General features: G+C 64.6%; 26 protein-coding genes. 12 read left to right on the forward strand and 14 right to left on the reverse strand.

Translation table 11 applies throughout. The features are described from left to right. The first annotated feature begins 144 nt into the window (after window positions 1-144). Genes AB4Z43_RS23290 through AB4Z43_RS23305 form a run of 4 tightly spaced genes read left to right on the forward strand, consistent with a single transcriptional unit; the run spans window position 145 to window position 4,478 of the window. Complete coding sequence (locus AB4Z43_RS23290; protein ID WP_038645119.1) at window positions 145-1,446, forward strand: ArgE/DapE family deacylase; 1,302 nt, start codon at window positions 145-147, stop codon at window positions 1,444-1,446. Next, entirely contained in the window at window positions 1,443-2,501 is a 1,059-nt protein-coding gene (locus AB4Z43_RS23295) for a phosphotransferase (protein ID WP_069091570.1), read from the forward strand. The genes AB4Z43_RS23290 and AB4Z43_RS23295 overlap by 4 nt, the downstream gene beginning before the upstream one ends. Then, on the forward strand, window positions 2,502-3,812 hold the full coding sequence (locus AB4Z43_RS23300; protein ID WP_069091571.1) for an aspartate aminotransferase family protein: 1,311 nt from the start codon (window positions 2,502-2,504) through the stop codon (window positions 3,810-3,812). Window positions 3,813-3,821: 9 nt separating this feature from the next. Then, window positions 3,822-4,478 (forward strand): GntR family transcriptional regulator, encoded by a 657-nt coding sequence (locus AB4Z43_RS23305; protein WP_069091572.1) that lies wholly within the window; start codon window positions 3,822-3,824, stop codon window positions 4,476-4,478. Window positions 4,479-4,499: 21 nt separating this feature from the next. On the opposite strand, the gene AB4Z43_RS23310 is transcribed toward AB4Z43_RS23305, so the two are convergent. From AB4Z43_RS23310 to AB4Z43_RS23330, 5 genes are read right to left on the reverse strand one after another with little or no spacing between them, the layout of a single operon-like run. Next, window positions 4,500-5,804 (reverse strand): NAD(P)/FAD-dependent oxidoreductase, encoded by a 1,305-nt coding sequence (locus AB4Z43_RS23310; RefSeq protein ID WP_069091573.1) that lies wholly within the window; start codon window positions 5,802-5,804, stop codon window positions 4,500-4,502. Further along, a complete protein-coding gene (locus AB4Z43_RS23315; protein WP_441939042.1) occupies window positions 5,801-6,781 on the reverse strand; it encodes a branched-chain amino acid ABC transporter permease in 981 nt (326 codons plus the stop codon). Before AB4Z43_RS23315 ends, AB4Z43_RS23310 begins: the two co-directional genes overlap by 4 nt. Further along, on the reverse strand, window positions 6,778-7,686 hold the full coding sequence (locus AB4Z43_RS23320; RefSeq protein WP_019856733.1) for a branched-chain amino acid ABC transporter permease: 909 nt from the start codon (window positions 7,684-7,686) through the stop codon (window positions 6,778-6,780). Before AB4Z43_RS23320 ends, AB4Z43_RS23315 begins: the two co-directional genes overlap by 4 nt. Beyond that, entirely contained in the window at window positions 7,683-8,432 is a 750-nt protein-coding gene (locus tag AB4Z43_RS23325) for an ABC transporter ATP-binding protein (protein ID WP_202360500.1), read from the reverse strand. Before AB4Z43_RS23325 ends, AB4Z43_RS23320 begins: the two co-directional genes overlap by 4 nt. Further along, entirely contained in the window at window positions 8,429-9,229 is an 801-nt protein-coding gene (locus AB4Z43_RS23330) for an ABC transporter ATP-binding protein (protein ID WP_441939043.1), read from the reverse strand. Before AB4Z43_RS23330 ends, AB4Z43_RS23325 begins: the two co-directional genes overlap by 4 nt. A 123-nt stretch (window positions 9,230-9,352) precedes the next feature. On the opposite strand from AB4Z43_RS23330, the gene AB4Z43_RS23335 reads away from it, so the two are divergent. The 7 genes from AB4Z43_RS23335 to AB4Z43_RS23365 all read left to right on the forward strand — a co-directional run bounded on the left by AB4Z43_RS23335 (window position 9,353) and on the right by AB4Z43_RS23365 (window position 15,336). Beyond that, on the forward strand, window positions 9,353-10,087 hold the full coding sequence (locus AB4Z43_RS23335; protein ID WP_441939044.1) for a GntR family transcriptional regulator: 735 nt from the start codon (window positions 9,353-9,355) through the stop codon (window positions 10,085-10,087). Beyond that, a complete protein-coding gene (locus AB4Z43_RS23340; protein ID WP_441939045.1) occupies window positions 10,084-10,572 on the forward strand; it encodes a DUF3830 family protein in 489 nt (162 codons plus the stop codon). Before AB4Z43_RS23335 ends, AB4Z43_RS23340 begins: the two co-directional genes overlap by 4 nt. Before the next feature lies 1 nt (window position 10,573). Then, window positions 10,574-10,927, forward strand: a complete 354-nt coding sequence (locus tag AB4Z43_RS23345; protein ID WP_064983332.1) for a TIGR04076 family protein — start codon at window positions 10,574-10,576, stop codon at window positions 10,925-10,927. Then, window positions 10,924-11,979 carry an aldo/keto reductase gene (locus AB4Z43_RS23350; protein ID WP_441939046.1) on the forward strand — a complete coding sequence of 352 codons (1,056 nt, stop codon included), beginning with the start codon at window positions 10,924-10,926 and terminating at the stop codon, window positions 11,977-11,979. The genes AB4Z43_RS23345 and AB4Z43_RS23350 overlap by 4 nt, the downstream gene beginning before the upstream one ends. Beyond that, complete coding sequence (locus tag AB4Z43_RS23355) at window positions 11,976-12,407, forward strand: hypothetical protein (RefSeq protein WP_441939047.1); 432 nt, start codon at window positions 11,976-11,978, stop codon at window positions 12,405-12,407. The genes AB4Z43_RS23350 and AB4Z43_RS23355 overlap by 4 nt, the downstream gene beginning before the upstream one ends. Before the next feature lie 51 nt (window positions 12,408-12,458). Beyond that, a complete protein-coding gene (locus tag AB4Z43_RS23360) occupies window positions 12,459-13,718 on the forward strand; it encodes an ABC transporter substrate-binding protein (RefSeq protein ID WP_064983327.1) in 1,260 nt (419 codons plus the stop codon). A gap of 214 nt (window positions 13,719-13,932) precedes the next feature. Then, a complete protein-coding gene (locus tag AB4Z43_RS23365; protein ID WP_441939048.1) occupies window positions 13,933-15,336 on the forward strand; it encodes an FAD-binding oxidoreductase in 1,404 nt (467 codons plus the stop codon). A 15-nt stretch (window positions 15,337-15,351) separates the two neighbouring features. Here the strand turns inward: AB4Z43_RS23365 and AB4Z43_RS23370 are convergent, their stop codons facing one another. The 8 genes from AB4Z43_RS23370 to AB4Z43_RS23405 form a co-directional block, all read right to left on the reverse strand. Further along, window positions 15,352-16,152: an ABC transporter permease gene (locus AB4Z43_RS23370; protein WP_019856743.1), complete on the reverse strand. Its 801-nt coding sequence runs from the start codon at window positions 16,150-16,152 to the stop codon at window positions 15,352-15,354. Next, window positions 16,149-17,021 carry an ABC transporter permease gene (locus tag AB4Z43_RS23375; RefSeq protein WP_019856744.1) on the reverse strand — a complete coding sequence of 291 codons (873 nt, stop codon included), beginning with the start codon at window positions 17,019-17,021 and terminating at the stop codon, window positions 16,149-16,151. Before AB4Z43_RS23375 ends, AB4Z43_RS23370 begins: the two co-directional genes overlap by 4 nt. After that, a complete protein-coding gene (locus tag AB4Z43_RS23380) occupies window positions 17,018-18,121 on the reverse strand; it encodes an ABC transporter ATP-binding protein (protein WP_441939049.1) in 1,104 nt (367 codons plus the stop codon). Before AB4Z43_RS23380 ends, AB4Z43_RS23375 begins: the two co-directional genes overlap by 4 nt. Window positions 18,122-18,197: 76 nt before the next feature. After that, window positions 18,198-19,223 carry an ABC transporter substrate-binding protein gene (locus tag AB4Z43_RS23385; RefSeq protein ID WP_069091582.1) on the reverse strand — a complete coding sequence of 342 codons (1,026 nt, stop codon included), beginning with the start codon at window positions 19,221-19,223 and terminating at the stop codon, window positions 18,198-18,200. Window positions 19,224-19,274: 51 nt separating this feature from the next. Then, complete coding sequence (gene araD1 / locus AB4Z43_RS23390) at window positions 19,275-20,273, reverse strand: AraD1 family protein (protein ID WP_441939050.1); 999 nt, start codon at window positions 20,271-20,273, stop codon at window positions 19,275-19,277. A 32-nt stretch (window positions 20,274-20,305) separates the two neighbouring features. Beyond that, window positions 20,306-21,082, reverse strand: coding sequence for an SDR family NAD(P)-dependent oxidoreductase (locus tag AB4Z43_RS23395; RefSeq protein WP_019856748.1), 777 nt, complete (start codon window positions 21,080-21,082; stop codon window positions 20,306-20,308). An 11-nt stretch (window positions 21,083-21,093) separates the two neighbouring features. Next, a complete protein-coding gene (locus AB4Z43_RS23400) occupies window positions 21,094-22,821 on the reverse strand; it encodes an IlvD/Edd family dehydratase (RefSeq protein ID WP_038645148.1) in 1,728 nt (575 codons plus the stop codon). Further along, the gene (locus AB4Z43_RS23405; protein ID WP_080643708.1) at window positions 22,818-23,561 is read right to left on the reverse strand and encodes a FadR/GntR family transcriptional regulator; all 744 of its coding nucleotides are present in this window, start codon (window positions 23,559-23,561) and stop codon (window positions 22,818-22,820) included. Before AB4Z43_RS23405 ends, AB4Z43_RS23400 begins: the two co-directional genes overlap by 4 nt. A 109-nt stretch (window positions 23,562-23,670) precedes the next feature. Between AB4Z43_RS23405 and AB4Z43_RS23410 the strand changes: the two genes are divergently transcribed. Beyond that, window positions 23,671-24,597, forward strand: coding sequence for an aldose 1-epimerase (locus tag AB4Z43_RS23410; protein WP_441939051.1), 927 nt, complete (start codon window positions 23,671-23,673; stop codon window positions 24,595-24,597). 30 nt (window positions 24,598-24,627) lie between these two features. Here the strand turns inward: AB4Z43_RS23410 and AB4Z43_RS23415 are convergent, their stop codons facing one another. After that, window positions 24,628-26,073, reverse strand: a complete 1,446-nt coding sequence (locus AB4Z43_RS23415) for an aldehyde dehydrogenase (RefSeq protein ID WP_069091588.1) — start codon at window positions 26,071-26,073, stop codon at window positions 24,628-24,630. Between the last annotated feature and the right edge of the window lie 4 nt (window positions 26,074-26,077).

Genomic DNA, 26,077 nt, shown 5'->3' on the forward strand with positions numbered 1-26,077 from the left:
CATGCAGTAAGCTGATGCCAACTCTGCGCCCGCCTGCCAAGAGCTTCCCGGGTTGGGCCATAGTTTTGGCCCGACCTGTCTCCTTGCCTTTCCACGATATGGCATATGAGATATGATACACCATTCACGAGAAAGCGAAATATTATGCCTGAGCGGATTGCCGACGAAGCCATTTTGCGCGCGATCGATAACGGCTTCGCGCGGCAAGTCGCGTTCCTGGCGGACCTCGTGCGCTTTCCATCCCAGCGCGGCGAGGAACACGCCGCGCAATCCTTCATGGCGGCCGCTTATGAGGCCGATGGCTACGCTGTCGATATGTGGCGCGTCGATGTCGACGCGATCCGTAACCTGCCTGGGTTTTCACCGGTTGCGGTCTCCTACGACGATGCTTTCAATGTCGTCGCTACCCACACGCCGAGAAACGCCACCGGCCGCTCGCTGATCCTCAACGGCCATATCGATGTGGTGCCGACGGGGCCGCTCGACCGCTGGGTGCGCGACCCCTACGATCCGGCCATCGAAGACGGCTGGATGCATGGTCGCGGCGCCGGCGACATGAAAGCCGGCCTGTCGGCCTGTCTCTACGCGCTCGCCGCCTTGCGCAGCCTCGGCTATCAGCCGGCCGCGAATGTTTACCTCCAGTCGGTGGTCGAGGAAGAGTGCACCGGCAATGGCGCGCTCGCCTGCCTGCAACGCGGCTATCGCGCCGACGCCGCCTTCATTCCCGAGCCCCTGGAACCGCGCTTAATGCGGGCGCAGGTGGGGCCGATCTGGTTCAGGGTCGAGGTCGACGGCGATCCGCAGCATGCGTCGGGCGCTTTCTCGGCCGGCGCCAATGCCATCGAAAAGGCCTTTCTCATCATCCAGGCGCTGAAGCAGCTCGAAATCGTGTGGAACGCGCGCAAGGTCGATGACAAGCATTTCTGCGATCACCCGCACCCGATCCGCTTCAACCTCGGCAAGATCGAGGGCGGCGAATGGACATCGAGCGTTCCGGCACGCTGCGTCTTCGAGATGCGGGTCGCGACCTATCCCGGGCAGAAGCTCGAGGATGCCAGGGCCGAGCTCGAAGCCTGCATCGCAGATGCGGCCCGTGCCGATCCCTTCCTGGCCAATCGTCCGCCCAAGATGACCTACAACGGCTTCATGGCCGAGGGCTATGTTTTGGAGGGCGCCGACGAGATGGAAGCCGTGCTGCGCCGCAGCCATACCGCCGTGTGGGGCGAGCCGCTGACGGAGCATGTCACCTCGGCGACCACGGATGCGCGCTTCTTCGGCCTCTACGCCGACACGCCGGCGATCGTCTATGGCCCGATCTGCCGCATGCCGCATGGCTATGACGAGGCCGTCGATCTGGACTCGGTGCGCAAGGTCACCCAGACCATAGCGCTGTTCATCGCCGACTGGTGTGGTCTCGAGCCGATCGATCCGGAGATGAGCTCATGAATGCGGCTGTGCCTGACGCTTTTGGCGAAACGCTGGCGCAGGATGCGCCTGACGTTTCGATCGCCGATGCGCTTGCCATCTTGCGCCGGCACTACGGCCTCACCGGCAGAGCGCGGCCGTTGCCGGGCGAACGTGACCACAATTTCCACATCCATACCGACGGCGAGGGCGAGTTCGTCCTCAAGATTTCCCATCCGGCGGAGGAAGCCGGCTTCACCGATTTCCAGAACAAGGCGCTCGACCACATCCTTGCTGTCGACCCGACCTTGCCGGTTCCTTCGGTGCGCAAGAGCCTTGAGGGCGACGCGCAGTTCACGGTCAGCGCCGGCGGATCGGCGCCGCGCATCATCCGGCTGGTCACCTATCTGCCCGGCCAGTTGCTGTCGCGCTGCCCCACGTCGGCGGCGCAGGATCGCAATCTCGGCATTTTCCTCGCCCGGCTTGGCCGGGCTCTGCGCGGCTTCTTCCATCCGGCCGCCGGCAGCGACCTGCTCTGGGACATCCGCAAGGTCGCCAAGACGCGGCCGATGCTGGCGTTTATAGCCGATGCCGGCCACCGTGCCATGGTCGAGCGCGTCATCGATGCCTTCGAGGCGCGTGCGGCGCCGGTCATTCCCAGCCTGCGCGCCCAGATCGTCCACAACGACATGAACTCCTACAATGTGGTGATGGATGCCTCGCGGCCGGAAATGGTCAGCGGCATCCTCGATTTCGGCGACATGATTCATTCGCCGCTGATCTGCGATCTCGCCATCGGCGCCGTCTACCGCTGGCCGGCAGAAGGCCATCCGCTGGCGCCGGCCGCGCGCTTCGTCGCCGGCTACCAGTCGGTGCAGGCATTGGAGGCCGAAGAGATCGGCATCCTTTTCGATCTGATCCGTGCTCGCCTCGCGCTCATCGCCAACATCGCCAGCTGGCAGGCGGAACGGTTCCCGGCCAAGCGCGACTATGTGCTGCGCCTCATCACCGAGGTCTGGGCGTCGCTCGAGCGACTGGACGGGCTGTCGTCCGATGAGGCCCGCCGTTATTTTCTCGACCATTCCAATCCGGAGTAGATGCCCGTGTCCCAGTCTTCGCCATATCCCGCAAATACCGACTCGACAGCATCCGAGCAGGCCCTGCTCGAACGCCGCGCCAGGCTGCTTGGGCCGACCTATCGCGCCTTCTACCGCAACCCGATCCATCTGGTGCGCGGCAGCGGCGTCTGGCTCTACGATGCGACAGGTCGCAAATTCCTCGACGCCTACAACAACGTCGCCTCGGTCGGGCACTGCCATCCGCGCGTCGTCGAGGCGCTGTCGGGACAGGCCGCAACGCTCAACACCCATACCCGCTACTTGAGCGAGATCATCCTCGATTATGCGGAAAAACTGCTCGGCACAGTTCCCTCCCATCTCGGCCATGCCATGTTCACCTGCACCGGCAGCGAGGCCAACGACCTCGCCATCCGCATCGCCCAGCATTCGAGCGGCGGCACCGGCGTCATCATCACCGATTTCGCTTATCACGGCGCCACGATCGCTACCGCGCAGCTGTCGCCTGCGGCGGTCGGCGCGAAGGGCGTGCCCGCGCACCATCGGACCGTGGCCGCGCCGGACACGCTCCGCGACCACGGCCGCGCCGCGAAGGACTTCGCCAGAAATGTCGCCGCCGCCATCGAGGACATGCGTGCGCAGAATATTCGTCCGGCGGCGCTGCTGCTTGACGCCGCCTTTTCCAGCGACGGCATTTTCTTTCCCGACGCGGCTGTCCTGCGCGAGGCGGCGGATCACGTCAGGAAGGCCGGCGGCATCGTCATATCAGATGAGGTCCAGTCCGGCTTCGGCCGCCTTGGCCAGGGCATGTGGGGTTTTGCCAATTATGGCATCGAGCCCGACATCGTCACCATGGGCAAGCCGATCGGCGACGGGCATCCGATGGGTGCGGTGCTGGTGCGCCCGCGGCTTGTCTCGTCCTTCGGCTCCAACACCGGTTATTTCAACACCTTCGGCGGCAATCCGGTCGCGGCCGCCGTCGGCATCACGGTTCTGGACGTGATCGAAGGCGAGGGGCTGATCGAGAACGCGCGCAATGTCGGCGCCTATACGGCTGATCTGCTGCGGGCGCTGCAGGGCCGGCACGGCATGGTCGGTGACGTCAGGCACAACGGCCTCTATTTCGGCGTCGAGTTGACAGCGGATGGCGACGAAGCGCTGGCCGCCAGCAAGACGTCTTCTGTCGTCGAAGCCATGCGCGAGAATGGCGTGCTGATCTCGTCCTGCGGTCCGCGCGGCAATGTGCTGAAGATCAGGCCGCCGCTGCCCTTTGCCAGGGACAATGCCGAGCAACTGGCCGAGACGCTCGATCGCGCTTTGTCGAACTGGTGATCGGAACGCATGCTGAAGCTCGAACATCAAACCCTCAACGACCGCGCCTATGGCGCGCTCAAGCAGGAATTGATTTCAGGCGGTTTCAGCCCAGGCCAGACGCTGGTCATCCGCAAGCTTGCCGAGACCTTCGGCATCTCGACGACGCCGATCCGTGAGGCGCTGCAAAGGCTGGTCGCCGAGCGGCTGCTCGAGATGCAGAACAACCGCTCTGTTATCGTGCCCTTGCTGTCGGCCCCGGCCTTCGAGGAATTGACCCATATCCGCATTGCCGTCGAAGGGCTGGCGGGTGAGATGGCCGCCACGCGGATGAGCGAAAGCGGGCTGGTCGAGATACAGGCGACGCTCGCCGGCATGCAGCGCGCGATCGAGGCCGGCGACGCCAGAGGCTATCTCGCGCTGAACGAGGCGTTTCACTTCGCCATCTACCAGCATGCCGGCGCGCCGATCCTGTTGAACATGATCCGCGATCTCTGGGGCCGCGTCGGGCCTTATCTCAAGCTGCTGATGCAGGCCGACCGCTATATTCCGCAGTCGAACGACGCGCATCGCGGGATTGTCGCGGCGTTGGAGCAGCGCAATGGCCCTGCTGTCCGAGTCTCCCTTGAACAGGACATCGCCGTGGCGGCCGCGGTTCTCTCCGAAAATCTTCGCACGACGACCTGATCGGACGGCGGCTGGATCAGCCTACGCTGTCTCGTCTAGCCGGTCGCGCAGCATGCTCCAGCCAAGCAGCATGTTGGGCGCGTGCCGCAGCAGCGCGTGGAAGGGGATCGGCGCCGGCGGTGCGAACGGCAGCGGCAAATCACGCACCTCGGTTCCGGCGGCCCAGTCGGCCAGCACTTTGCCCATCGCCGTCGTCATGGCGATGCCGCGCCCGTTGCAGGCGCGGCCGGCGATCAGCCCTGGCCCCAGATCCAGGAGGTGCGGCAGGAAATCCGGCTCGACCGCGGCCATTCCTGACCAGCCATAGGCAAGCGGTGGCAGGTCCGGCAGGTCGAGATGGCTGGCCAGCCGCCGCCAGATCGTGTGCGGCACGCGTGTGTCGGCGCCGGCGCTCAGAATATGCATGCCGCCGCTGATCAGCCGATTGTCGGCATCGAAGCGGAAGGTGAAGAGATTGCGCCTGGTGTCGCCCACGCCTTGCCCGCCGGGAAGCAAACGCGTCCGCACGTCGCGCGACAAAGGCTCTGTCGCGATCTGGAAAATCTTCAGCGGAAAATAGCTTCGTTGCAGCAGCGGATTGAGCGATCCGCCATAGGCGTTGGTGGCGATCAGCACCTTGCCGGCACGCGCCGAACCCGATGGCGTTTTCAGCGACCAGCCATCGACCACGCGATCGACCGAGGTAACCGGCGTGCGCTCGAAGATCTTGGCGCCAGCCTTCTGCGCCGCACCGGCCAGTCCATTCGCGTAGGCGACCGGATTGAGCACGCCGCCCGAACGGTCCATCCAGCCGCCGACATAGCCGCGTGCGCCCGTCAGCGCCTCGACGTCTTGCCGATCCAACGTGACAGCCGGTCGGTCACGCCACGCCCATTGCCCGGCGCGCGATTTGACCTTCTCGAGGGCGGCAGGCGAATGTGCAGGTTGGATCCATCCGTTCTGCACGGCGTCGCAGTCGATGCCGTGCCGTTTGATCAGGCCGAAGACCAGGTCGGCACTGCCGGCGGCAAAGTCGATCAGGCGTTCGCCGCGCTCCGGGCCGAGATGCGCGACGATGCTGTCAGGGTCCATCTTGGCGAAGTTCGGCACGACGAAACCGGCATTCCTCCCGGTCGCGCCCCAGGCGATGATTTCGGCTTCGAGAACAGCGACCGAGATGCCTTTTTCAGCGGCGTGCAGCGCGGTCGACAGGCCGGCAAATCCACCGCCGACGATGGCCAGATCGACATCCAGCCCGCCTTGCAGCGCCGGCCGTTCCCGGCGATTGCCGCTGACGGCATGCCAGAGCGAAGCGCCACGCGCTTCCTGCCCGATCGCAGCGGTCATGATCCGGAACTGCTCTTGATCGCCGCTTTTTCTCGCTTGCCGAAGCGTGGGCGACGCGGCCTGTCGCCGAACAGACCGTTCGGCCGGATCAGCAGGATGACGCAGAGCATGACGCCGATGGCGACGATCTGCAGCGAGGCCGCACGCGCCTGCTGCTCGGGCGCGAACAGAACGCTGGTCAATGTGCCCGACCCCGCCCATATCCCCCAGACAAGGATGCTGCCGATGACGGCGCCGAGATTGCTGCCCGAGCCGCCGACGATCAGCATCACCCAGATCTGGAAGGTCAGAATCGGCAAATAATTGTCCGGTGCGATGAAGCCGGTGAAATGCGCCTGCAACGCGCCGGCCAGCGCCATGATCGCGCCGCCGACGGCAAAGGCCTGGACGCGGTAGAAGCGCGCGCTCTTGCCCAGCGAGATCGCCGCCCGCTCATCCTCGCGCAAGGCCTTCAGCACGCGTCCCCAGGGGCTGCGCGACAGATGCTCCAGAGCGAGATAGGCGATCAGCGTGACCGCGCCGACGACGGCGAGGTTGGACAGGTTGAACAGCAGCGGCGTCTCCGCAAGGCTGCCGAAGGGACGCGGAATGAAGCCGATGCCGAACGGCCCGCCGGTCAGCTTCTGCGCATTGAGCGCGACCAGTTGCACGACGACGGCGACGCCGAATGTGGTGATCGCCAGATAGTCGGATCTCAGCCGCAGTGTCGCCATGCCGGTCAGTGCAGCGGCAATGCCGCCGACGACCATGGCACCCGCCCAGCCGACAAGGATCGGCAGGCCGAAGCCACCAAGTCGCGCAGCATCGTCCGGCGTGGTCAGCAAGGCCGAGGTGTAGGCACCAATGGCGACGAAACCGGCGAGGCCGACATTGAACAGGCCGGTCAGCCCCCACTGCAGATTGAGCCCGAGCGTGACCAGCGAAAAGATCAGCGCGGTGGTCAGGAAGAAGGCGCCGTAGCCGATGAGATCGATCATCTTTCCCGAACTCCGAAAAGGCCGATCGGCCGCACGAACAGCACCGCCATCAGGATGATGAAGGAGACGGCGGCGCGCCATTCGGCGCCGATCAGCTGCACCGCGCCGGCTTCGGCGAGCCCGATGATCAGGCCGCCGAGCACCGCACCCGGAATGCTGCCGATGCCGCCGAGGATGGCGGCGGCGAACATCGGCAGCAGCATGTCGAAACCCATGAACGGGCGGATCTGCACCAGGATGCCGATCATCACGCCGGCGACGCAGGCAAGCGCGCCGCCGATGATCCAGGTGACGCGCACGACGCCGGCGACGTCGATGCCGACGATGCGGGCAAGCGCCGCATTCTGGCTGAGCGCCTGCATGGCGCGGCCGGTCTGCGTGCGCGTCATCAAAAGATGCACGCCGAGCACCAGCACCGCGGTCAGCAGCAGAAGTGCGATCTGATCGGGCGTGATGCGGATGCCGAAGCCGACCGGCATGGCGATCTGGATCGCCCTGCTGAAATAGGTCGGACGTGAGCTGAAGGTGAATTCGAGCAGGCTCCTCAGCGCCATCGAGGCGCCGAAGCTCGCCATCACCACGATGATCGCCTGGCCCTGCGAGCGCAGCCGCGAGAACAGCACTCTGTCGAGTAGCAGCGCCAGCAAGGCGGTGAAGGCCATGCCGACGACCAGCGCAACCAGGAGCGGCCAGCCGAAGGACAGCGGCGCGATGGGTGCTACCTTGCCGAAGGTGGCGCCAATGGCACTGACGACGGCCAAGGTCGCATAGGTGCCCCAGGCCATGAAGTCGCCATGAGCAAAATTGGAGAAGCGCAGGATCGAATAGGTCAGCGTCACGCCGATGGCGCCAAGGCCGATCATCGAACCCGTCAGCAATCCATCGACGACAAATTGCAGGCTCATGCCGCGCCTCCCTTGCTGGCGCGAGAGGGGCGCTGGCCGAGATAGAGTTCGGCGACGACAGGATCGTTCCACAGTTCGGAAGCGACGCCCTCGTGCCGATCCTTGCCCTCGACCAGCACATAGGCGCGGTCGCCGATCGCCAGTGCTGCCTTGGCATTTTGTTCGACCAGGAGGATGGTGACGCCGGACTTGCGGATGCCGGCCAGCATCTCGAACACCATCGACACGAATTTCGGCGACAGGCCGGCCGACGGTTCGTCGAGGACCAGCACCTTGGGATGCACGATCAGGGCGCGGGCGACCGCAAGCATTTGTCGTTGTCCGCCCGACAGATTGCCGGCGGCGGTGCGGCGCTGGCGCACGAGATCCGGGAAGGCCGCGTACATCTCGTCCATACGCGCTGGGATTTCACGCCGCTCGAGGATGCCGCAGGCGACTCTGAGATTGTCCTCGACCGACATCAGCGGAAAGATATTCTCGGTCTGCGGCACGAAGGCCAGGCCAAGCCGCACCATGGTATGGGCCGGTGCTGCGGTGATGTCCTTGCCGTCCAAGAACACCGTGCCGCCGGTGATCGGGACGAGGCCGGAGATCGCCTTGATGAAGCTCGATTTGCCGGCGCCGTTGGGACCAAGGACGACGACGATCTCGCCTTTTCTGACAGTGATCGAGGCGCCGCGCACGATCGGCACGCCAGGCTCGTAGCCGGCTTCGAGATCGCGGACATCGAGGACGGTTTCGCTCATGCGGTGCCCCCGAGATAGGCCTCGATGACGCGCGGGGCGCGGGCGACCTCTTCCGCCGTGCCTTCGCAGAGCAGTTGCCCGCTCGCCATGACCAGCACGCGGTGACAGAGCCGCGTCACCATGTCGATATTGTGCTCGATCAGCAGGAAGGTGATGCCGCGCGCATTGATGTCGCGGATGCGGTCGATGATGACTTCCAGCAGCGTCGCGTTGACGCCGGCCGCCGGCTCGTCGAGCAGGATGATTGCCGGGTCGGCCATCATGACACGGGCGAGTTCGAGCAATTTGCGCTGGCCGCCGGACAGCACGCGCGCCGGCTCATGCGCCAGATGCGCGAGGGTCACCAGTTCCAAAAGGTCGAGCGCCTTTGCCCTGGCCGCTTTTTCCTGTGCCGCCACCCGCCATGGCGTGACGAAGTTGGCCAGCAGCTTTTCGCCGGCCTGGCCCTGTGCCGCCAGCATGATGTTTTCGATCAGCGTCAGATTGGGCAGCGGGCGGGGGATCTGGAAGGTACGGCCAAGGCCACGGCCGATACGCAGATGCGCGGCTTCGCCGGAGACGCGCGCACCGTTGAGCAGGATATCGCCGCTGGAAGGCAGAATACTGCCGGCCAGCAGGTCGAACATGGTCGTCTTGCCGGCGCCATTCGGTCCGATCAGGCCAAGGATTTCGCCGGCTTTGACGTCAAACGAGACATCGTTGACGGCGACAAGGCCGCCGAACCGCCTGACGATATGCCTCGCCGTCAGAACCGGCGCACGGGTCTCCTTCCCCTGCCGTTCGGTTGCCTCGCTCATCAAACCCTCTGGCCGAAGACGATCATCGTCGTCTCCTGATTATTGATTTGTGATCACACTTGCGTTGATCACGCTATTCGGCTTTAATTTCATCTGCAAGCCGAAAACGGGGCAAAAGCCGGAATGCAGAAGGCTGCCATCGAGCGAAATAACGAAACAATCGCAGCCCAGCTTACGCCGGTCGGCCGCGAGACCGTGCAGGATCGCGTCTATTCCGAATTGCGCCGCGCCTTGATCGGCGGCCTTTTCGAACCGAACCAGGTGCTGACCATCCGCGGCCTTGCCGATGCGCTGGTCACCTCGACCATGCCGGTGCGCGAAGCGCTCGGCCGGCTGATCACCGAAAAGGCGCTGGAGGCGCTGCCCAACCGCTCGGTGCGCGTGCCGCCGATCACGCTGGAGCGTATCGACGATCTTCTGCGCGCCCGCTCACTCATCGAAGGCGAAGCGATCGCGCTTGCCGCCACGCGCATGAACCCGCGCCAGATCGCTTCGATTGAAGCCATGCTCGGCGAGTGGGACGAGATGCGGGCGCTGAAGCACAAGAAGGATATCGACCGCGAAGCGACGCTCAACCAGAGCTTCCATTTCGAGATCTACCGCTGCTGCGGTTCGGCCGTGCTGATCCCGATGATCGAAAGCCTGTGGCTGCAATCGGGGCCCTGCATCCGCGTCGCCATCTATGCCTTTTCCGATGCCGGCGAGGTCGACACCGCGCACTATCACCGCCGCATCGTCGCAGCGCTCGCCAAACAGGATGCGCAAGCGGCGCGCGAGGCACTGGTGGCCGATATCAGCCGGCCCTTTGCCTTCCTGCGCGACAAGCTTCAATCCGCCGCCGCGAAAGACCAGACATGAACAAGCCGGCCATCAGGATCACCGAACCGCGCTCGAAGCTTTCCGTGACGGCGCTGCTGCTGCCCGAAAAGGCGCCGGAAAACGCTGCCTTTCTCCAGACGTACCTCGCGACGCCACGCGTTGTTCCCGGCATCCATGCGATGTGGACGGGACCTGAGATTTCCTGCCCGGTTCCATCAGCTGATCTCGATGGCCAGGCCTATGCCAGGCCTCTACCGGCGGAGAACGCGACACTGACGCCGCAGCCCGGCGACATTGTGCTGTCCTACGTGCCGCCGCGCATGTGGGGCGGCAACCCCAATGCCATTTTCGACATCGGCCTCTACTACGGACAGGGTGCGCGGCTTCTGTTCCCGATCGGCTGGCTGGCCGGCAGCGTCGTGGCGCAGGTACGCGCTGAAGAGCGCGACCAGTTCGCCGCCTCATGTGGCGTCATCCGCCGCAACGGCGCCTGCGACGTCACCTTCAGCCTGGTGGAGGGCTGACATGGCCGACGACAGTTTCGAGCTCTTCGACCTTCGCGTCGAGGCGGTCATCCCCGAGGGCAAGCCGATCTATTGCGGCGCCAAGGCGGGCGATTATTTCGAACTCAAGGGCGAGATGCTGTCCCTGCCGGCGGGGCAGGGCTTTTCGATCTATTCGCTCGCCGCCGTGTTGCCGCTGCTGGCGGCAAAGCAGCGCCCGACCGACGCCAATGACTGGATGACCTCGGACGCCGAGATCGCCTGTCCCGATCCCAATTGCGCCAGCCGGCTCCGGATCGTCAGGACCGGCAAACGGCGGTTTAGCCATGCGCAGGCCACGGCCGTGCCGCTGCCGAAGGAGAATGACAAGGGATGACCGCCAAGACTTTCGAACTCGGCCCCGGCTACACCATCTCGCGCGTCATTCGCGGCGGCTGGCAGCTTGCCGGCGGCCATGGCGCCATCGACCGCAATCAAGCGGTGAGCGATCTGATCGCCACTTTTGATGCCGGCATCTGGACCTATGATTGCGCCGACATCTACACCGGCGTCGAGGAACTGATCGGCGCCGCGCGCCTGCGGCTGGCCAGCGAGCGCGGCCTCGACGTTGCCGCAAGAATGAAGGTGCACACAAAGCTGGTGCCCGACCTTGAACGGCTGGCCACGATCAGCCGCGACTATATCAGGGGCATCGTCGAGCAGTCGCTGCGCAGGCTGAAGACCGAGCGGCTCGATCTCGTGCAGTTCCACTGGTGGGACTATGACCAGCCTCGCTATGTCGAGGCGATGGGCTGGCTCGACGAGCTTCGGCGCGAGGGCAAGGTGCGCAATCTCGGCACCACCAATTTCGACACGCCGCGGCTGGCCGAAATCCTCGCCGCCGGCATTCCGCTGGTCAGCCAGCAACTGCAATATTCAGTGCTCGATCAGCGGCCGGCACACAGCCTCGCCGAGCTTGCCGCGAAAAATGGCGTCAGCTTCCTCTGCTATGGTTCGGTGGCCGGCGGCTTCCTCAGCGACAAATGGCTTGGGGTCGCCGAACCCACCACGCCGCTCGAAAACCGCTCGCTGGTCAAATACAAGCTGATCATCGATGATTTCGGCGGCTGGGACCTGTTCCAGCAGCTGCTCCAGGCACTGAAGGCTGTCGGCGACCGCCACTGCGTCGACATCGCCACCATCGCCAGCGCCTGGGTGCTGGAACAGCCGCGAGTCGCCGCCGTCATCGTCGGCGCCCGCAACCAGGCGCATGCGCTCGCTAATGCTGGCATTATGGATGTCGCGCTCGACGCCGATGACCGGGCGAAAATAGCGGCTGTGATCGCGCAAAGCCAAGGTCCCCTCGGCGACGTCTACACGCTGGAGCGCGACCGTCACGGCCGCCACGGCTCGATCATGCACTACAATTTGAACGCAGGCCGCACATGAGCGCCAGCAACCCGACGCTGTTTTCGCAGGCCAGCGCCGAGGTTATCGGCCTGCATCGCTTCTTCGTCGACTGGTTCGTCGCCGCGCGAGCCGACACGGTGGACTTCACGCGCTTCGAAGGCGTCATGGGCGAAGGCTTGACCATGATCGCACCGAGCGGCCAGATCCTCGGCCGTGACGCTGTGATTGATCATGTCCGCTCATGCCGCGCCACATGCGACGACGGGTTTGCCATTTCGATCGAGGATATCAGGCCCGGTTGGCAAACCGAGGACTCCATCGTCGTCCTTTACGTCGAGGCGCAGTTGCGCGGCGGCAAGCACAGCCGCCGTCAGTCGAGCGCTGTCTTCACCATCAGTTCATCGGCGCCCAACGGCGTCGAATGGCGACACCTGCATGAAACCTGGCTGCAGGTGCCGGAACGCTGAACAGGCTCCAGAGATCAAATTTTAGCGTCGAGTAACGAAAGGGGAACAACAATGAGAAAGACGATACTCCACCTCACCACCGCGCTTGCTCTCGTCACGCTGGCGGGCGCCGCGCAGGCCGCCGACTGCAAGATCACCGTCGGCCTCGTCATGGAACTGACCGGTCCGGCCGGCGAATACGGCCAGGCCGGCGCCAAGTCGGTCGAAATGGCTTTTCGCGACATCAACGAAGCCGGCGGCGTGCGCGGCTGCGAGCTGGTGACCGACACGCGCGACAGCCAGAGCCAGGGCAACATCGCCGTCGACGCCGCGACCCAGCTGGTGCAGGTCAAGAAGGTGCCGGTCATCATCGGCGGCATCATCTCGTCGGTGTCGATTCCGATCCTGACCTCTGTCACGGCACCTGCCAAGATCGTCCAGGTCTCGCCGGCGTCCTCCTCGCCGACGCTGACCGCGCTCGGCCGCGACGGCAAGACCAACGGCATCTTCTTCCGCACCATCACGTCCGATGCGCTGCAAGGTGTGGCCGCCGCCAAATACGCCATAGACAAGGGCTTCAAGAAGCTGTCGATCATCCACGTCAACAACGATTTCGGGGTCAACATGGTGGCCGAATTCTCGCGTGCCTACAAAGCGCTCGGGGGCACCATCGTTTCGGACACGCCCTACAACGAGAAGCAGTCGAGCTATGCCTCGGAAGTCACGGCGGCGATGGCCGGCGAGCCGGACGGCCTCTATCTGGTCAGCACGCCGGTCGACGGCGCGACCGTTGCCCGCACCTGGATTTCGCAAGGCGGCGTGCAGAAATTCCTGCTCAATGACGGCATGAACAGCCCTGACTTCATCGAGTCCGTCGGTGCCGACTATCTGAAGGACGCCTATGGCACGTCGTCGGGAACCAGCCCGACCGCATCGACCGAGTACTTCACCAAGAACTACAAGGCATTCTCCGGCATCGAACCCTCCAACCCGGCGGCCGATCGTTCCTATGATGCCGGCGCCATCGTCGGGCTGGCCATCGCCATTGCCGGCTCCGAGGATCCGGCCAAGATCAGGGATGCCATGTACAAGGCAGTCGATCCGGCAGGCACGCCGATCTTCGCCGGTAAGGAGGAGTTCGCCAAGGCGCTCGGCCTGATTAAGGACGGCAAGCCGATCCGCTACGAAGGCGTCATCGGTCCGGTGGCCTTCGATAAATTCGGCGACATCACCGGCCCGTTCCGGCTGTGGAAGATCATCGATGGCAAGGTGACCACCGATGGCGAAATGACCACCGATGACGTCAACGCGCTACAGGCCAAGCTTCAGTAAGCAGACACAATGGCCGCCGGCATCAATCGCGTCTTACCGTGATTGATGCCGGTGTCGCTCAGGGCAGCCGATATCGCTTGCACGACAGGCGATCCCGAATAGGATCGGCCGGCTGCAATTGAAGGATGGCGAGCGTGGCGGACGGAAATACTCATCGGCCCATGCGGTCGCGGGACGCAGACGACGCGCTTCGCCACGCCGGCGTCTGAGTCCGATGTCGCCTGAAACGCAACGGCTTCTCTCCGCCCTTGGCGATCGGCTGGGCGTGGGCGGCGTGCTTGCAGGCTCCGATGTCGACCAGCGCTATCGCGACGATCCCGACGGCAAGCTTGGCGTGCTGCCCGAAGTGGTGCTGCGTCCGCGCGATACTATCGGTGTCGCGGCGGCGCTCGCTGGCTGCAACGCTCTTGGCCAGCCGGTCGTCGTCCAGGGCGGACGCACCGGGCTGGCCGGTGGCACACGCGTCCAGCCCGGGGAGATCGTGCTGTCGCTGGAGCGCATGAGCGGCCTCGCCGCGCCGGACACTCAAGCCTCCAGTATCGTCGCCGAAGCCGGCGCGACGCTGCAAGCGGTGCAGGAGGCGGCCGACGGTGCCGGGCTGGTGTTCGGCGTCGATATCGGCGCGCGCGGCTCGGCCACGGTCGGCGGCAACATCGCCACCAATGCCGGCGGCATCCGCGTGCTGCGTTATGGCATGTACCGCGCGCAGGTGCTGGGGCTGGAGGCTGTGCTGGCCGATGGCAGCGTGCTGTCCTCGCTCAAGGGCCTGCCCAAGGACAATTCCGGCTACGACCTCGGCCAGCTCTTCATCGGCGCGGAAGGGACGCTCGGCGTCGTCACCCGCGCCGCGCTCCGGCTGCATCCGAAGCCGGCCTCCGAGGTGAACGCCTTCTGCGCGCTCGCTTCGCTCGATGCGGCGATCGCCCTGCTCGGGCTGCTGCGGCAAAAGCTCGGGCCATTGTTATCCGCCTATGAGGTCAACTTCGCGCCGCTCTATGACGTAATGGCTGCCAGCATGGCCATGCCGGCGCCATTGCCGGCGGGCTCGCCCGTCTATGTGCTGGCCGAAATCCAGGGCAGCGAGCCTGAGCGCGACAGCGAGCGCTTCGCCGAAGTCCTGATGCAGGCGGTCGAGGACGGCGTGGTCGACGATGTCGTCGTCTCGCAATCGCCGCGTGAATTCCGCGCGCTCTGGGATGTGCGGGAAGACGCCAATCGCGTCCTGTTTTCGATGAAAGGCCTGATCGGCGTCGACATCAGCATTCCGCTGGCACGGATGGGGGCGTTCCTGCAAGAAGCGGAGACCGCGATCCGCGCCTTTGACCCCGACGCCGACATCTATGTCTTCGGCCATCTCGGTGATGGCAATCTGCACTACCAGGTGCGCACTGTGGATCCGGCGGCGGCCTACGGCATCGTCTATAGCGGCGTGGCGGTGGCGGGCGGCGGCGTTTCGGCCGAGCATGGCATCGGTCTCGACAAGAAGCAGTGGTTGCATCTGGTGCGCAGCGACGCCGAGATCGCCACGATGCGGCGGCTGAAGACGGCGCTCGACCCGAAGAACATCCTCAATCGGGGGCGCGTCTTCGACCTCGATCCAGCTGCCTTCGCACGATGACGGGTGTTCGATAATTCAGCTCCGCTCCGTCGCCATCTGCCTGGGGATCAGGAAACGGGCGGCGAGCACGCAGAGCAGCACGGTGAACATCAGGATCAAGGCGACCAGCGCATTGATGTCGGGCGAGAAGCCAAGCCGCATCATCGCCCACAGCCTGACCGGCAGGGTGCTTTGCGTGCCGGTGACCAGGATGGTGATCATCGTCTCGTCGAACGACAGCGCGAAGGCCAGGATTGCGCCGCCGACCATGGCGCTCGACAGATTCGGCAGGATGATGCGCCAGAAGGTCTGCCAGCCGGTGGCGCCGAGATCGTAGGACGCTTCGACCAGTGTACGGCTCATCGACTGCAGCCGCATCAGCACGGTGCGATAGACGATCGCCAGCACGAAGACCGTATGGCCGATGACGACCGTCAGCAGAGAACGTTCGAGGCCGATCTCGCGGAAGAAGATCAGCAGCGCGAGGCCGCTGATGATCGGCGGCATCAGGAACGGCAGGAAGATGATGAACTGCAGGATCGAGCGCCCCGAGCGGCGCCCGTGATAATAGAGCGCCAGCAGCGTCCCGCTGACCACCGAGAGCACGACGGTGCACAGGCCGACGATCAGCGTGGTGCGCAAGGCTGCCAGGATGTCGTGGTTTTCGGCCAGGGCTCGGTAGGTCGAGAGGGTTGGTGACGACCAGTCGACATCGCCGTGCGAGATGGTGAAGAACGACGACACGATCGGCACGAACAGTGGGCTGTAGAGCAGCACCGCGACCAGCGTTGTGATCACGGCCAGGAAGATGGTGGAGGGTCGGGGCAGGGCGTTCATACCGACGTCCCCCGGCTGCGCCCGAACCGTTCGCCGATGAGGATGGCGCAGATCACCACGATCGCCAGCGCCACCGACAGTGCCGCGCCGAATGGCCAATTATAGGCCGTGCCGAACTGGCTGTAGAGGATGCGGCCGAAGGTGAAGCCGCTGATCCCGCCGACCATCTGCGGCGTCAGGAAATCGCCGATCGCCAGCACGAAGACGAAGCTCGCCGCCGAGGCGACGCCGGGCAGGCTGAGCGGCAAGGTGATACGCAGGAACGTCTGCAAGCCGCTCGCGCCAAGATCGTCGGAGGCACGCAGCAAGGTCTGCGGTATCCGCTCCAGCGACAGGAAGATCGGCAGGATCGCGAAGGGGATCAAAAGCAGGCTCAGCGTCAACAGGATGGCGTTCATGTTGAACACGAAAAGCGTCGACGGCTGCTGCAGGATGCCAATTGCCACCAGCGCCTTGTTGAGGAAGCCGTTGAGGCCGAGGATGCTGCGGATCGCGTAGATCTTGATGACGTAGCTCATCAGCAGCGGCACCAGAAGCAGCATCAGCAAGGCATAGCGCCACCGCCCTCTCAGCGTCGTCAGGAAATAGGCAGCGGGATAGGCAAGCAGGATGCAGATGACGGCGACCGACACGCACAGCACGATGGTGTTCCAAAACACCGGCAGGAAGATCGGATCGGTGAAGAACCGGACATAGTTGCCGAGCGTCGGCGCGTAGACGATCGTGCCCTGGTCGACGCTGAAGAAACTGTAGACCAGGAAGATCGCCAGCGGCACCAGGACGAAGATCACCGGCAGGGCGAAAGCCAGCACGGTCACCAGCAGCGACAAACGCCTTTCCGCGGGCTGTGTCGTGACGCCCGCGCTCATGCCAGCACCAGATGGCCTTCATGCGGCGCAAACGAAAGCGAAACCGTCTCGCCGGATCTCAGCGCGCTGCCGTCGATCCGGCTTGGGGTTCGCAGCCGCAGCCGCTGCGCGGCAGTGTCCGCACCGGCCGTGATCGTGGCGACGGTCGACGAGCCGGCAAAGGCCAGATCGGCGATGGTGCCGGAAAAGCGGTTGTCGCCGTCTGTGGAGTCCGCGAGATGCAAGGCCTCGGGCCGGAACGCCGCGAAGGCGCTCGCGCCGTCTGGCGCAGCCTTCAAATGCGGCTGGTCGCTGATCGAACAGATCAGTCGCCCAAGTGCGGTCTCGATCGGCCGCTGCTCGCCCTGGACGGGGCCGAGCTTTCCGGCCACCAGATTGTTCTCGCCGAAGAAGCGCGCCACGAACTCGCAATTCGGCTTGTAGTAAAGCTCGTGCGGCGTGCCGAGCTGGCGGATATGACCGGCCTGCATGACGCAGATCCGGTCGGCCATGCCGATCGCTTCTTCCTGGTCATGGGTGACGAAAAGGAAGGTGGTCTTGATCTCGCGCTGGATGGATTTCAGGAACTCCTGCATCTGCCGGCGTAGTTCGAGGTCGAGCGCGGCGAGCGGCTCGTCAAGCAGGATCAGGCGCGGCTGGCAGATCAGCGCTCGGGCGAGCGCGACGCGCTGGCGCTGGCCGCCGGAAAGCTGTGCCGGAAAGCGGTCGGCGAAGCGCCCGAGTTGCACCAGCTCCAGGGCTTCCGCGACACGGCGCGCAATCTCCTTGCGCTGGACATGGCGCACCGAGAGACCATAGCCCACATTGCCGGAAACGGTCATATGCGGAAACAGCGCATAGTCCTGGAACACGGTGTTGAACGGCCGCTTGTTGATCGGCATGCGGCTGATGTCCTGGCCGTCGAGGCGGATCTCGCCCGCGGTCAGTGGCTCCAGCCCGCCGATCAGCCGCAAGACCGTGGTTTTGCCCGAGCCCGACGGTCCAAGAACGGTCAGGAACTCGCCATCCCGGATAGAAAGGTCGATGTCGTGCAGCACGGGAACCGTGCCGTAGGATTTCGAGACGGACCGCAGCGTCAGCAGGTCGGTGTTCTGGTTCATAATATGGTCTCGCATACGCTGCGGCGGTCCGGAACGTCCGGACCGCCGGGTCCTTCTAGGTCGGGCTGCGGAAAGATCAGGGCGTCGCCTTGATTTCGTTCCACATGTCCGACCGCTTCAGCGGGTCCTCGACATTGTTGAGCCAGACCAGCTTGTCATTGCTGCCGGCGCTGCTCGACTCGACCACGGTGTTGCCGAAGCCGGTACGCTCGGAAAGCTCGCCGCTGACCTTCTTCGTCAGCATGAAGTCGATCCATTTCTCGGCCGCCGCATTGTCGCGCACGCCCTTGGAGATCACCCAATTGTCGAGCCAGGCCAGAGCGCCTTCACTCGGATTGACGTAAGCGACATGGGCGCCGATCTTCTGCAGCGCCTTGACCTGCTGCTGGCCATAATTGGCCCAGATCAGGGCAACGTCATTGTTCTGGTAGATCTGCTGCGCCTCGTCGGCGGTGGTGTAGAAACTCAGCACATTGCGCTTGAGCTCAACCAGCTTGGCCTTGACCGCCGCCATCTGCTCCGCGTCGAGATTGAACGGATCCTTGTAGCCAAGCGTCAGAGCGGTGAACGAGAAATTGTGCTCGCCATTGTCGTAGGCCAGGACCTTGCCCTTGTAGGCCGGATCCCACAGCACCGACATCGAGGTCGGCGCCGGCTTGACCTTGTCCGTGTCGTAGATCAGCCCGATGGAATCGAAGCAGAACGGAATGCCGTAGACCTTGCCGTCCTTGGTGTCGCCGCTGACCTGCGATAGATCGCGGAAGCGCGGCAGCACCTCCTTCTGGTTCGACAGCTTGGTGATGTCGATCGGCGACACCAGATCGGCCTTGATGTAGCGCTGCAGCTGGGCGGTGTTGACGGCGAAGACATCGAAATCCTGGCCTTCGCTGCCCTTGATCTTGGCCCAGATCTCGTCATCGCTGCCGATGAAGACGACATCGACGCCGATGCCGGTTGCCGCGGTGAAATCCTTCACCCAATCCGGGTCGGCATAGCCGTCCCAGGCCAGTACTCGAAGGTTCGCGGCCAAGGCCGCCGATGTCATCAGGCCGATGCCGAGCCCGATTGTCGCTAGTTTTAGAAACGCTTTCTTCAGTCCCATTTTTAATCTCCCATTGTCGTTCTGGTGGACCGTGATTTCGGACCTCTGCCGTCACAGCTGGGTGACGGTGACCAGTCCCTCGTCCGGCACCGACACCATCCGGTTGCGCAGTGGCTTGCCGAATGCCTGTGCCTGGATTTCATACTCGTCGCAGGAAGCCGTCTTGATGCCGGAGGCGTAGCTCATCACCGCCGCGCCGAAGAAATAGGCGTGCAGATCGCCCGCCCGTCGGTGCATCGGGTAGCGGAAATGGAAATGTTCGAGATTGGCGATCGAGTGTGACATGTGCGCTTCGCCCGACAGGAACTCCTGCTCCCAGATGACAGTGCCGTCGCGCAGGATGCGGGAATGGCCCCGAACTTCTTCGGGCAGGTCGCCGATCAGCAGCTCGGGTCCGATCGAACAGGAGCGCAGCTTGGAATGGGCGAGGTAGAGGTAGTTCTCGCCCTCCGTCACATGGTCGGAATATTCGTTTCCGAGCGCATAGCCGATGCGATAGGGATGGCCGTCCGGGCCGTTGAGATAAAGCCCGACGATCTCGGCTTCCTCTGCCCCGGCTTTCGCGAATGCCGGCATCGGCAGCTCAGCACCTGGCGACACAACGCAGGTGCCGACGCCTTTGAAGAACCACTCGGGCTGGATGCCGATCTTGCCAGCGCCAGGCTTGCCGCCCTCCAGCCCCATACGGAAGATTTTCAAGGAATCGGATTCCTCGGCACCGTCGCCATGGGTCAGAACATGCATCTGGTTGCGCGCGGCGGCACTTCCGGTATGGGTCAGGCCGGTTCCGGTAACCAGGAAGCGCGCCGGTTCCGGATGATCGACGGGAGCCAGCACGCGGCCATCGCGCAACAGCTCGTTGTAGTCGACCGTCGTGGTGCCCGTGCGCTTCTCGACCAGCGACGCGATGGACATGTCCTCGGCGATCGCCGCTTCGGCGAGTTCCAGAACGCTGCCAGTCTTGTCGAGCGGGTGCAAGCGATTGCCGTCTTCGGAGACGCGGCCGACCCGCCTGCTGCCATCCGGCATTCTGTACTGAACAAGACGCATGAAATACCCTTCTTCCCTTGGGGCCGTATCGGTCACACCCAGCCCGCATCGACGATGAACTGCTGGCTCGTGCACATGCGGCTGTCGTCGGCGGCGAGGAACAGCGCCATGCGCGCGATGTCGGCGGGCTGCAGCCGGTCGGGCAGGCACTGCCTTTCCGCGATCTGGCGTTCACCAGCCGGATTGAGCCACAGGCGCATCTGGCGCTCGGTCATCACCCAGCCCGGCACCATGCAGTTGACGCGGATGCGCTCGGGGCCGAGTTCGCGGGCCAGCGCCCGCGTCATTCCGTAGACAGCGGCTTTCGCGGTGACATAGGCCGGACAGTCGGGATCGCCGACCATCCAGGTGATGGAGCCGAAATTGATGATCGAGCCACCACCCTGCGCGCTCATCTGCGGTCGCACCGCCTGCGCGGCGAAGAACTGGTGGCGCAGATTGACCGCCATGCGGTCGTCCCAGTAGGCGACCGTCACGTCCTTGGTCTGATGGCGGTCATCGTTGCCGGCATTGTTGCACAGCACCTGGATCGGGCCATTGTGCTGCATTGCCTGCGCGGTTGCCGCTTGCAGCTGCTCGACATCGCGCAGATCGCACGGAATAAACAGCGGCGCTGGGTGTCCTTCGGCCGCGATCGCCTCGACCAGTTGCCTGGAAGGCTCTTCCGCCAGATCGACGAAGGCGACGCGGCTGCCTTGCGCGCAGAAATGGCGCACCAGGCTTTCGCCGATGCCGCTGCCGCCGCCGGTTATGAAGACGCTGCGGCCCTTGAGGCTTGGATAGATGGCGTAGCCGATTTCATCCGTCATCGCGCGCCTCTCTAATGGGAATGCCGGGGGATGCCGGCATCGCGCCGGCCGACGAGAAAGTCGAAATCGCAGCCCTTGTCGGCCTGCAGCACGCGTTCGACATAGAGGCTCTGATAGCCGCCTTCAGGCGGCGCCGGCGGCTTCCAGTCGCGGCGGCGGATCGCCAGCTCCTCGTCCGATACCAGCAGTTCCAACCGGCGGCCGGCGACATCGAGCTCGATGAGATCGCCGTCGCGTACCAAGGCCAGCGCGCCACCGGCCGCGGCCTCCGGCGCGACATGCAGCACCACCGTGCCATAGGCCGTGCCGCTCATGCGTGCATCCGAGATGCGCACCATGTCGGAGACGCCCTGCTTGAGCAGCTTCGCCGGCAGAGGCATGTTGCCGACCTCGGCCATGCCGGGGTAGCCGCGTGGCCCGCAATTCTTCAACACCATCACCGAGGAGGCGTCGATATCCAGCTCCGGATCGTCGATGCGGGCGTAGTAATGCTCGATGTTCTCGAACACGACCGCCTTGCCGCGATGCTGCATCAGTTCGGGCGTTGCCGCCGACGGCTTGATGACCGCGCCATTGGGCGCCAGATTGCCGCGCAGGATCGAGATGCCGCCTTGGTCGGTCAACGGTTCGCTCAGCGGCCTGATGACCTCGCGGTTGTAGTTGGGCGCGCCGTCGATCAACTCGCCGATCGTCTTGTCGCTGACGGTCATGACGTCGCGATGAAGAAGCCCCACTTCATCAAGCGACGCCATGACCGCAGCCAGCCCCCCGGCATAGTAGAAATCTTCCATCAGGAACCGGCCCGACGGCATCAGGTCGACAATGGTTGGAACGTCGCGGCCAAGGCGGTCCCAGTCTTCGAGGCTGAGATCGACACCGACCCGGTTGGCGATGGCGATCAGATGCAGCACCGCATTGGTCGAGCCGCCGATCGCGCCATTGACGCGAATGGCGTTCTCGAACGCTTGCCTTGTAAGAATGTCCGAAATTTTCACGTCCCTGCGGACTAGGTCGACGATCTGGCGTCCGGCCAGCTGGGCGAGCACGCCACGGCGCGAATCCACCGCCGGGATCGCGGCGTTGTCCGGCATGCCGATGCCGAGCGCTTCCACCATGCTGGCCATGGTCGAGGCCGTGCCCATGGTCATGCAACTGCCGGCCGACCGGCTCTGACCCTGTTCCGCGGCGAGGAAGTCGGCGACCGGCATGCGGCCGGCCTTCACTTCCTCGGCGAATTTCCAGACATGCGTACCCGAGCCGATATCCTGCCCACGGAACTTGCCGTTGAGCATTGGCCCGCCGGAAACGGTGATGGTCGGCAAATTGCACGAGGCGGCCCCCATCAAGAGCGCTGGCGTGGTCTTGTCGCAGCCCACCAGCAGGATGACGCCGTCGATGGGGTTACCGCGGATGGATTCCTCGACATCCATGCTGACCAGATTGCGAAACAGCATGGCAGTGGGGCGCATGTTGCTCTCGCCGAGCGACATGACAGGGAATTCGAGCGGCAGGCCGCCGGCCTCGTAGACGCCGCGCTTGACGTGATCGGCCAGCGCCCGCAGATGCGCATTGCACGGCGTCAGCTCCGACCAGGTGTTGCAGATGCCGATCACCGGGCGGCCGTCGAAAGCATCGGCCGGGATGCCCTGGTTCTTCATCCAGCTGCGGTGCATGAAGGCGTTCTTGCCTTCACCGCCGAACCAGGCTTCGGACCGCAGTTTGCGTTTGGTGTCGGTCACGATTGCTGGCCTCGATCCTTGCGGCGTCTGTTGCGGTTCTCGACGCTGCGGCGCACGTCATCCTCGGCATTGTCGATCAGCACCAGCAGTGCCTTTTGCGCGCCGGCGGCGTCACCGGCGGCGATCTTCTCGGCCACCTCGCGATGCAGCGGCAAGGAATGGCGCTGGCCTTCCGGATTGTCGTTGGAGAGGCGAAAGCTCATCACCAGTGCGGTTTCGACGAGTGCCGCCAGCGAGCCGATAAGCTCGTTGCCGGTCATGCGCAGGATGGTCTGGTGGAACACCAGATCGGGCTTGGCGAAGCGGTCGCCATCGTCGCTCACCGCTTCCATCTCGGCCAGTGCCGCATGGATCTCGGCGATCTGGGCAGGCGTGGCGCGCTGGGCCGCAAGTGCTGCCGACATTGGCTCGATGGCACGGCGCAGCTCGAACAGCGCCCGCACATCGTCGGCGCTGACACCGCCGGCGTAGCGCCATGACAGGACGTCCGGATCAAGGAAATTCCAGTCGGAGCGTGGGCGCACCCGTGTGCCGGTCTTCGGCCGCGATTCGACCAGCCCCTTGCCGGCCAGCACCTTGATCGCCTCGCGCAGCACCGTGCGGCTGACCCCCAGCATCTCGCTGGAATCGTCGGCATTGGGCAGCGCCTCGCCGGGCAGGAAGTCGCCCTGCACGATGCGCAGGCCGATCTGCTCGACAACGGTCGCGTGCAGTGCGGTGGAGCCGCTGGAAACCGCCACGGCAACCCGCGACGTCCGTGCCGTGCTAAAAGATTTCTTATTCTTCATACTATTCATATGATATGTCTTATCGCCATGGCGATCGGAGTCAAGGGACGGGGGAGCGCCGATGACAAAGAATTTCGCTGCGGTTGCTGCGCAGCACACGGAACTGGTCTCGATCAGCGATGGCATCGCGACGGTCGACATTGCTCCGGCCGCCGGCGGTGCGCTGGCGTCGTATCGATGGTGGCAAGATGGCGCCGTGGTGGATTGGCTGCGCCCGGCAGATCCAGCGGCGATCAGTAGCCGCGATGCTGGCGCCATGGCCTGCTTCCCGCTCGTTCCCTATTCCAATCGCATAAGGGGCGGCCGGTTCGAGTTCGCGGGACGCACCATCCGGCTTCCGACGACTGCCGACGATCCTCATCATGAACATGGCCATGGCTGGCGCCGGCCTTGGGTGGTCGTCAGGCATGAAGCCGGCACGATCGTCCTGCGCTATCGCCACGCCGCCGATTCCTGGCCATGGAGCTATGAAGCCGAGCAAGAGATAACGCTGGCTGACGGCAGGCTTTGCGTGACCATCAAGGTACGCAACCTGTCGGACGCACCGATGCCGGCTGGCTTCGGCCTCCATCCCTATTTCCCGTCGACGCCGTGGGCGCATGTCCAGGCGCCGGTGTCCGGCATGTGGGAGACGGACACGGAGGTCCTGCCCGTCCGGCATGTCCTGCCGCCGGTAGGAGCCGACCCGTCCATCGGTTTTGACGTATCGGAAGTGGACTTCGACACGGTTTTCAGCGGATGGGCGCGCCGCGCCCGGATCTCCTGGCCCGAACACGGACGGCGACTGGACATCGAGGCCGAGGCGCCGCTCGATTTCCTTGTCCTCTACACGCCGCCCGGCGAGCCGTTCTTTTGCGCCGAGCCGGTCAGCAATATTACCGATGCCTTCAACCGCACGGGCGGCCGCATCGACACTGGCTGCATCGTACTAGCGCCCGGTCTGATGCGATCCGCCAGCGTTCGCTTCACGCCGTCCCTGGCCGGTTGATCTTCATTGCCGACCGCGAGACAAGGCCGGCTAGAACGGATAGTGCTGGCCGGGATCCTCGATCGTCACCCAGCGCAGATCGGTGAACTCGGCGATCGAGGCCTTGCCGCCGAAGCGGCCATAGCCCGAGCCCTTGACGCCGCCGAACGGCATCTGCGCCTCGTCACCGACGGTCGGGCCGTTGATGTGGCAGATGCCGGCTTCGATGCGCGCGGCGACCGCCATGGCGCGCTTGATGTCGCGGCTGAACACGGCTGACGACAGGCCATACTCGGTGTCGTTGGCGACACGCACCGCCTCGTCCTCGCCCTTCACCCGGATGACCGGCTTGACCGGCCCGAAGGATTCTTCGGCATAGACGCGCATCGCCGGGGTGACATGGTCGAGCAGCGTTGCCTCGACAACCGTGCCGGTGCGCTTGCCACCGGCGACAAGCTTGGCGCCCTTGGCGACGGCGTCAGCGACAAGCTCCTCCATCTTGTCGGCCGCCTGGCTGCTGATCAGCGAGCCCAGCACGACATGGCCGCGCGGATCGCCGGCCGGCAGGCCCGACGCGCGGACGGCGAGCTTGGAAACGAATTCGTCGGCGATCCTCTCGTCGACGATCAGCCGCTCGGTCGACATGCAGATCTGGCCCTGATGCATGAAGGCGCCGAAGGTCGCCGCATTGACCGCTGCATCGATGTCGGCGTCGTCCAGAACCAGCAGCGGTGCCTTGCCGCCGAGTTCGAGCAGCGCCGGCTTCAGATGCCGCCCGGCAAGCTCGGCGATGATGCGCCCGACCTTGGTCGAGCCGGTGAAGTTGACGCGCTTGACCGAGGGATGCCCGACCAGCCCCTCGACGATTGCAGCGGCATCCCTGGGGTCGTTGGTGACGACATTGATGACGCCCTTGGGCAGGCCGGCCTCGACCAGAACCTGACCGATCAACCGGTGTGTGCCGGGGCACATTTCCGAGGCCTTCAGCACCACCGTGTTGCCGCATGCGAGCGGCATGGCGATGGCGCGGGTGCCGAGAATGACCGGCGCGTTCCATGGCGCGATGCCGAGGCACACACCGGCCGGTTGGCGGATCGCCATGGCGAGCGTCCCCGGCTTGTCGGAAGGAATGATCTCGCCCGAAATCTGCGTCGTCATCGCCGCCGCCTCGCGAAGCATGTTGGCCGCCAGCATGACATTGAAGCCGGCCCAGGGACCGGTGGCGCCGGTCTCTTCCATCATCAGCCGGGTGAATTCGCCGACCTTGGAGGCCATCACGTCGGCCGCCCTGGACAGCAAGGCGCGGCGCTCACCAGGCCCGGTCTTCGACCAGGTCGCAAAGGCGGCGGCCGCGGCTTCCACAGCCGCGTTGGCGTCGGCAACGCTGGCTGCTGCGGCGCGCGTCGCCAGCTTGCCGGTGAACGGGTCCATGCGCTCGTAGGCGGCCGCGCCGGACGCATCCCTTTTGTCGCCGTCGATCAGAAGTCCGATATCCATGATT

The sequence above is a fragment of the Mesorhizobium sp. 2RAF45 genome (genome assembly GCF_052115225.1).
GTDB classification, from domain to species: Bacteria; Pseudomonadota; Alphaproteobacteria; order Rhizobiales; family Rhizobiaceae; genus Mesorhizobium; species Mesorhizobium jarvisii.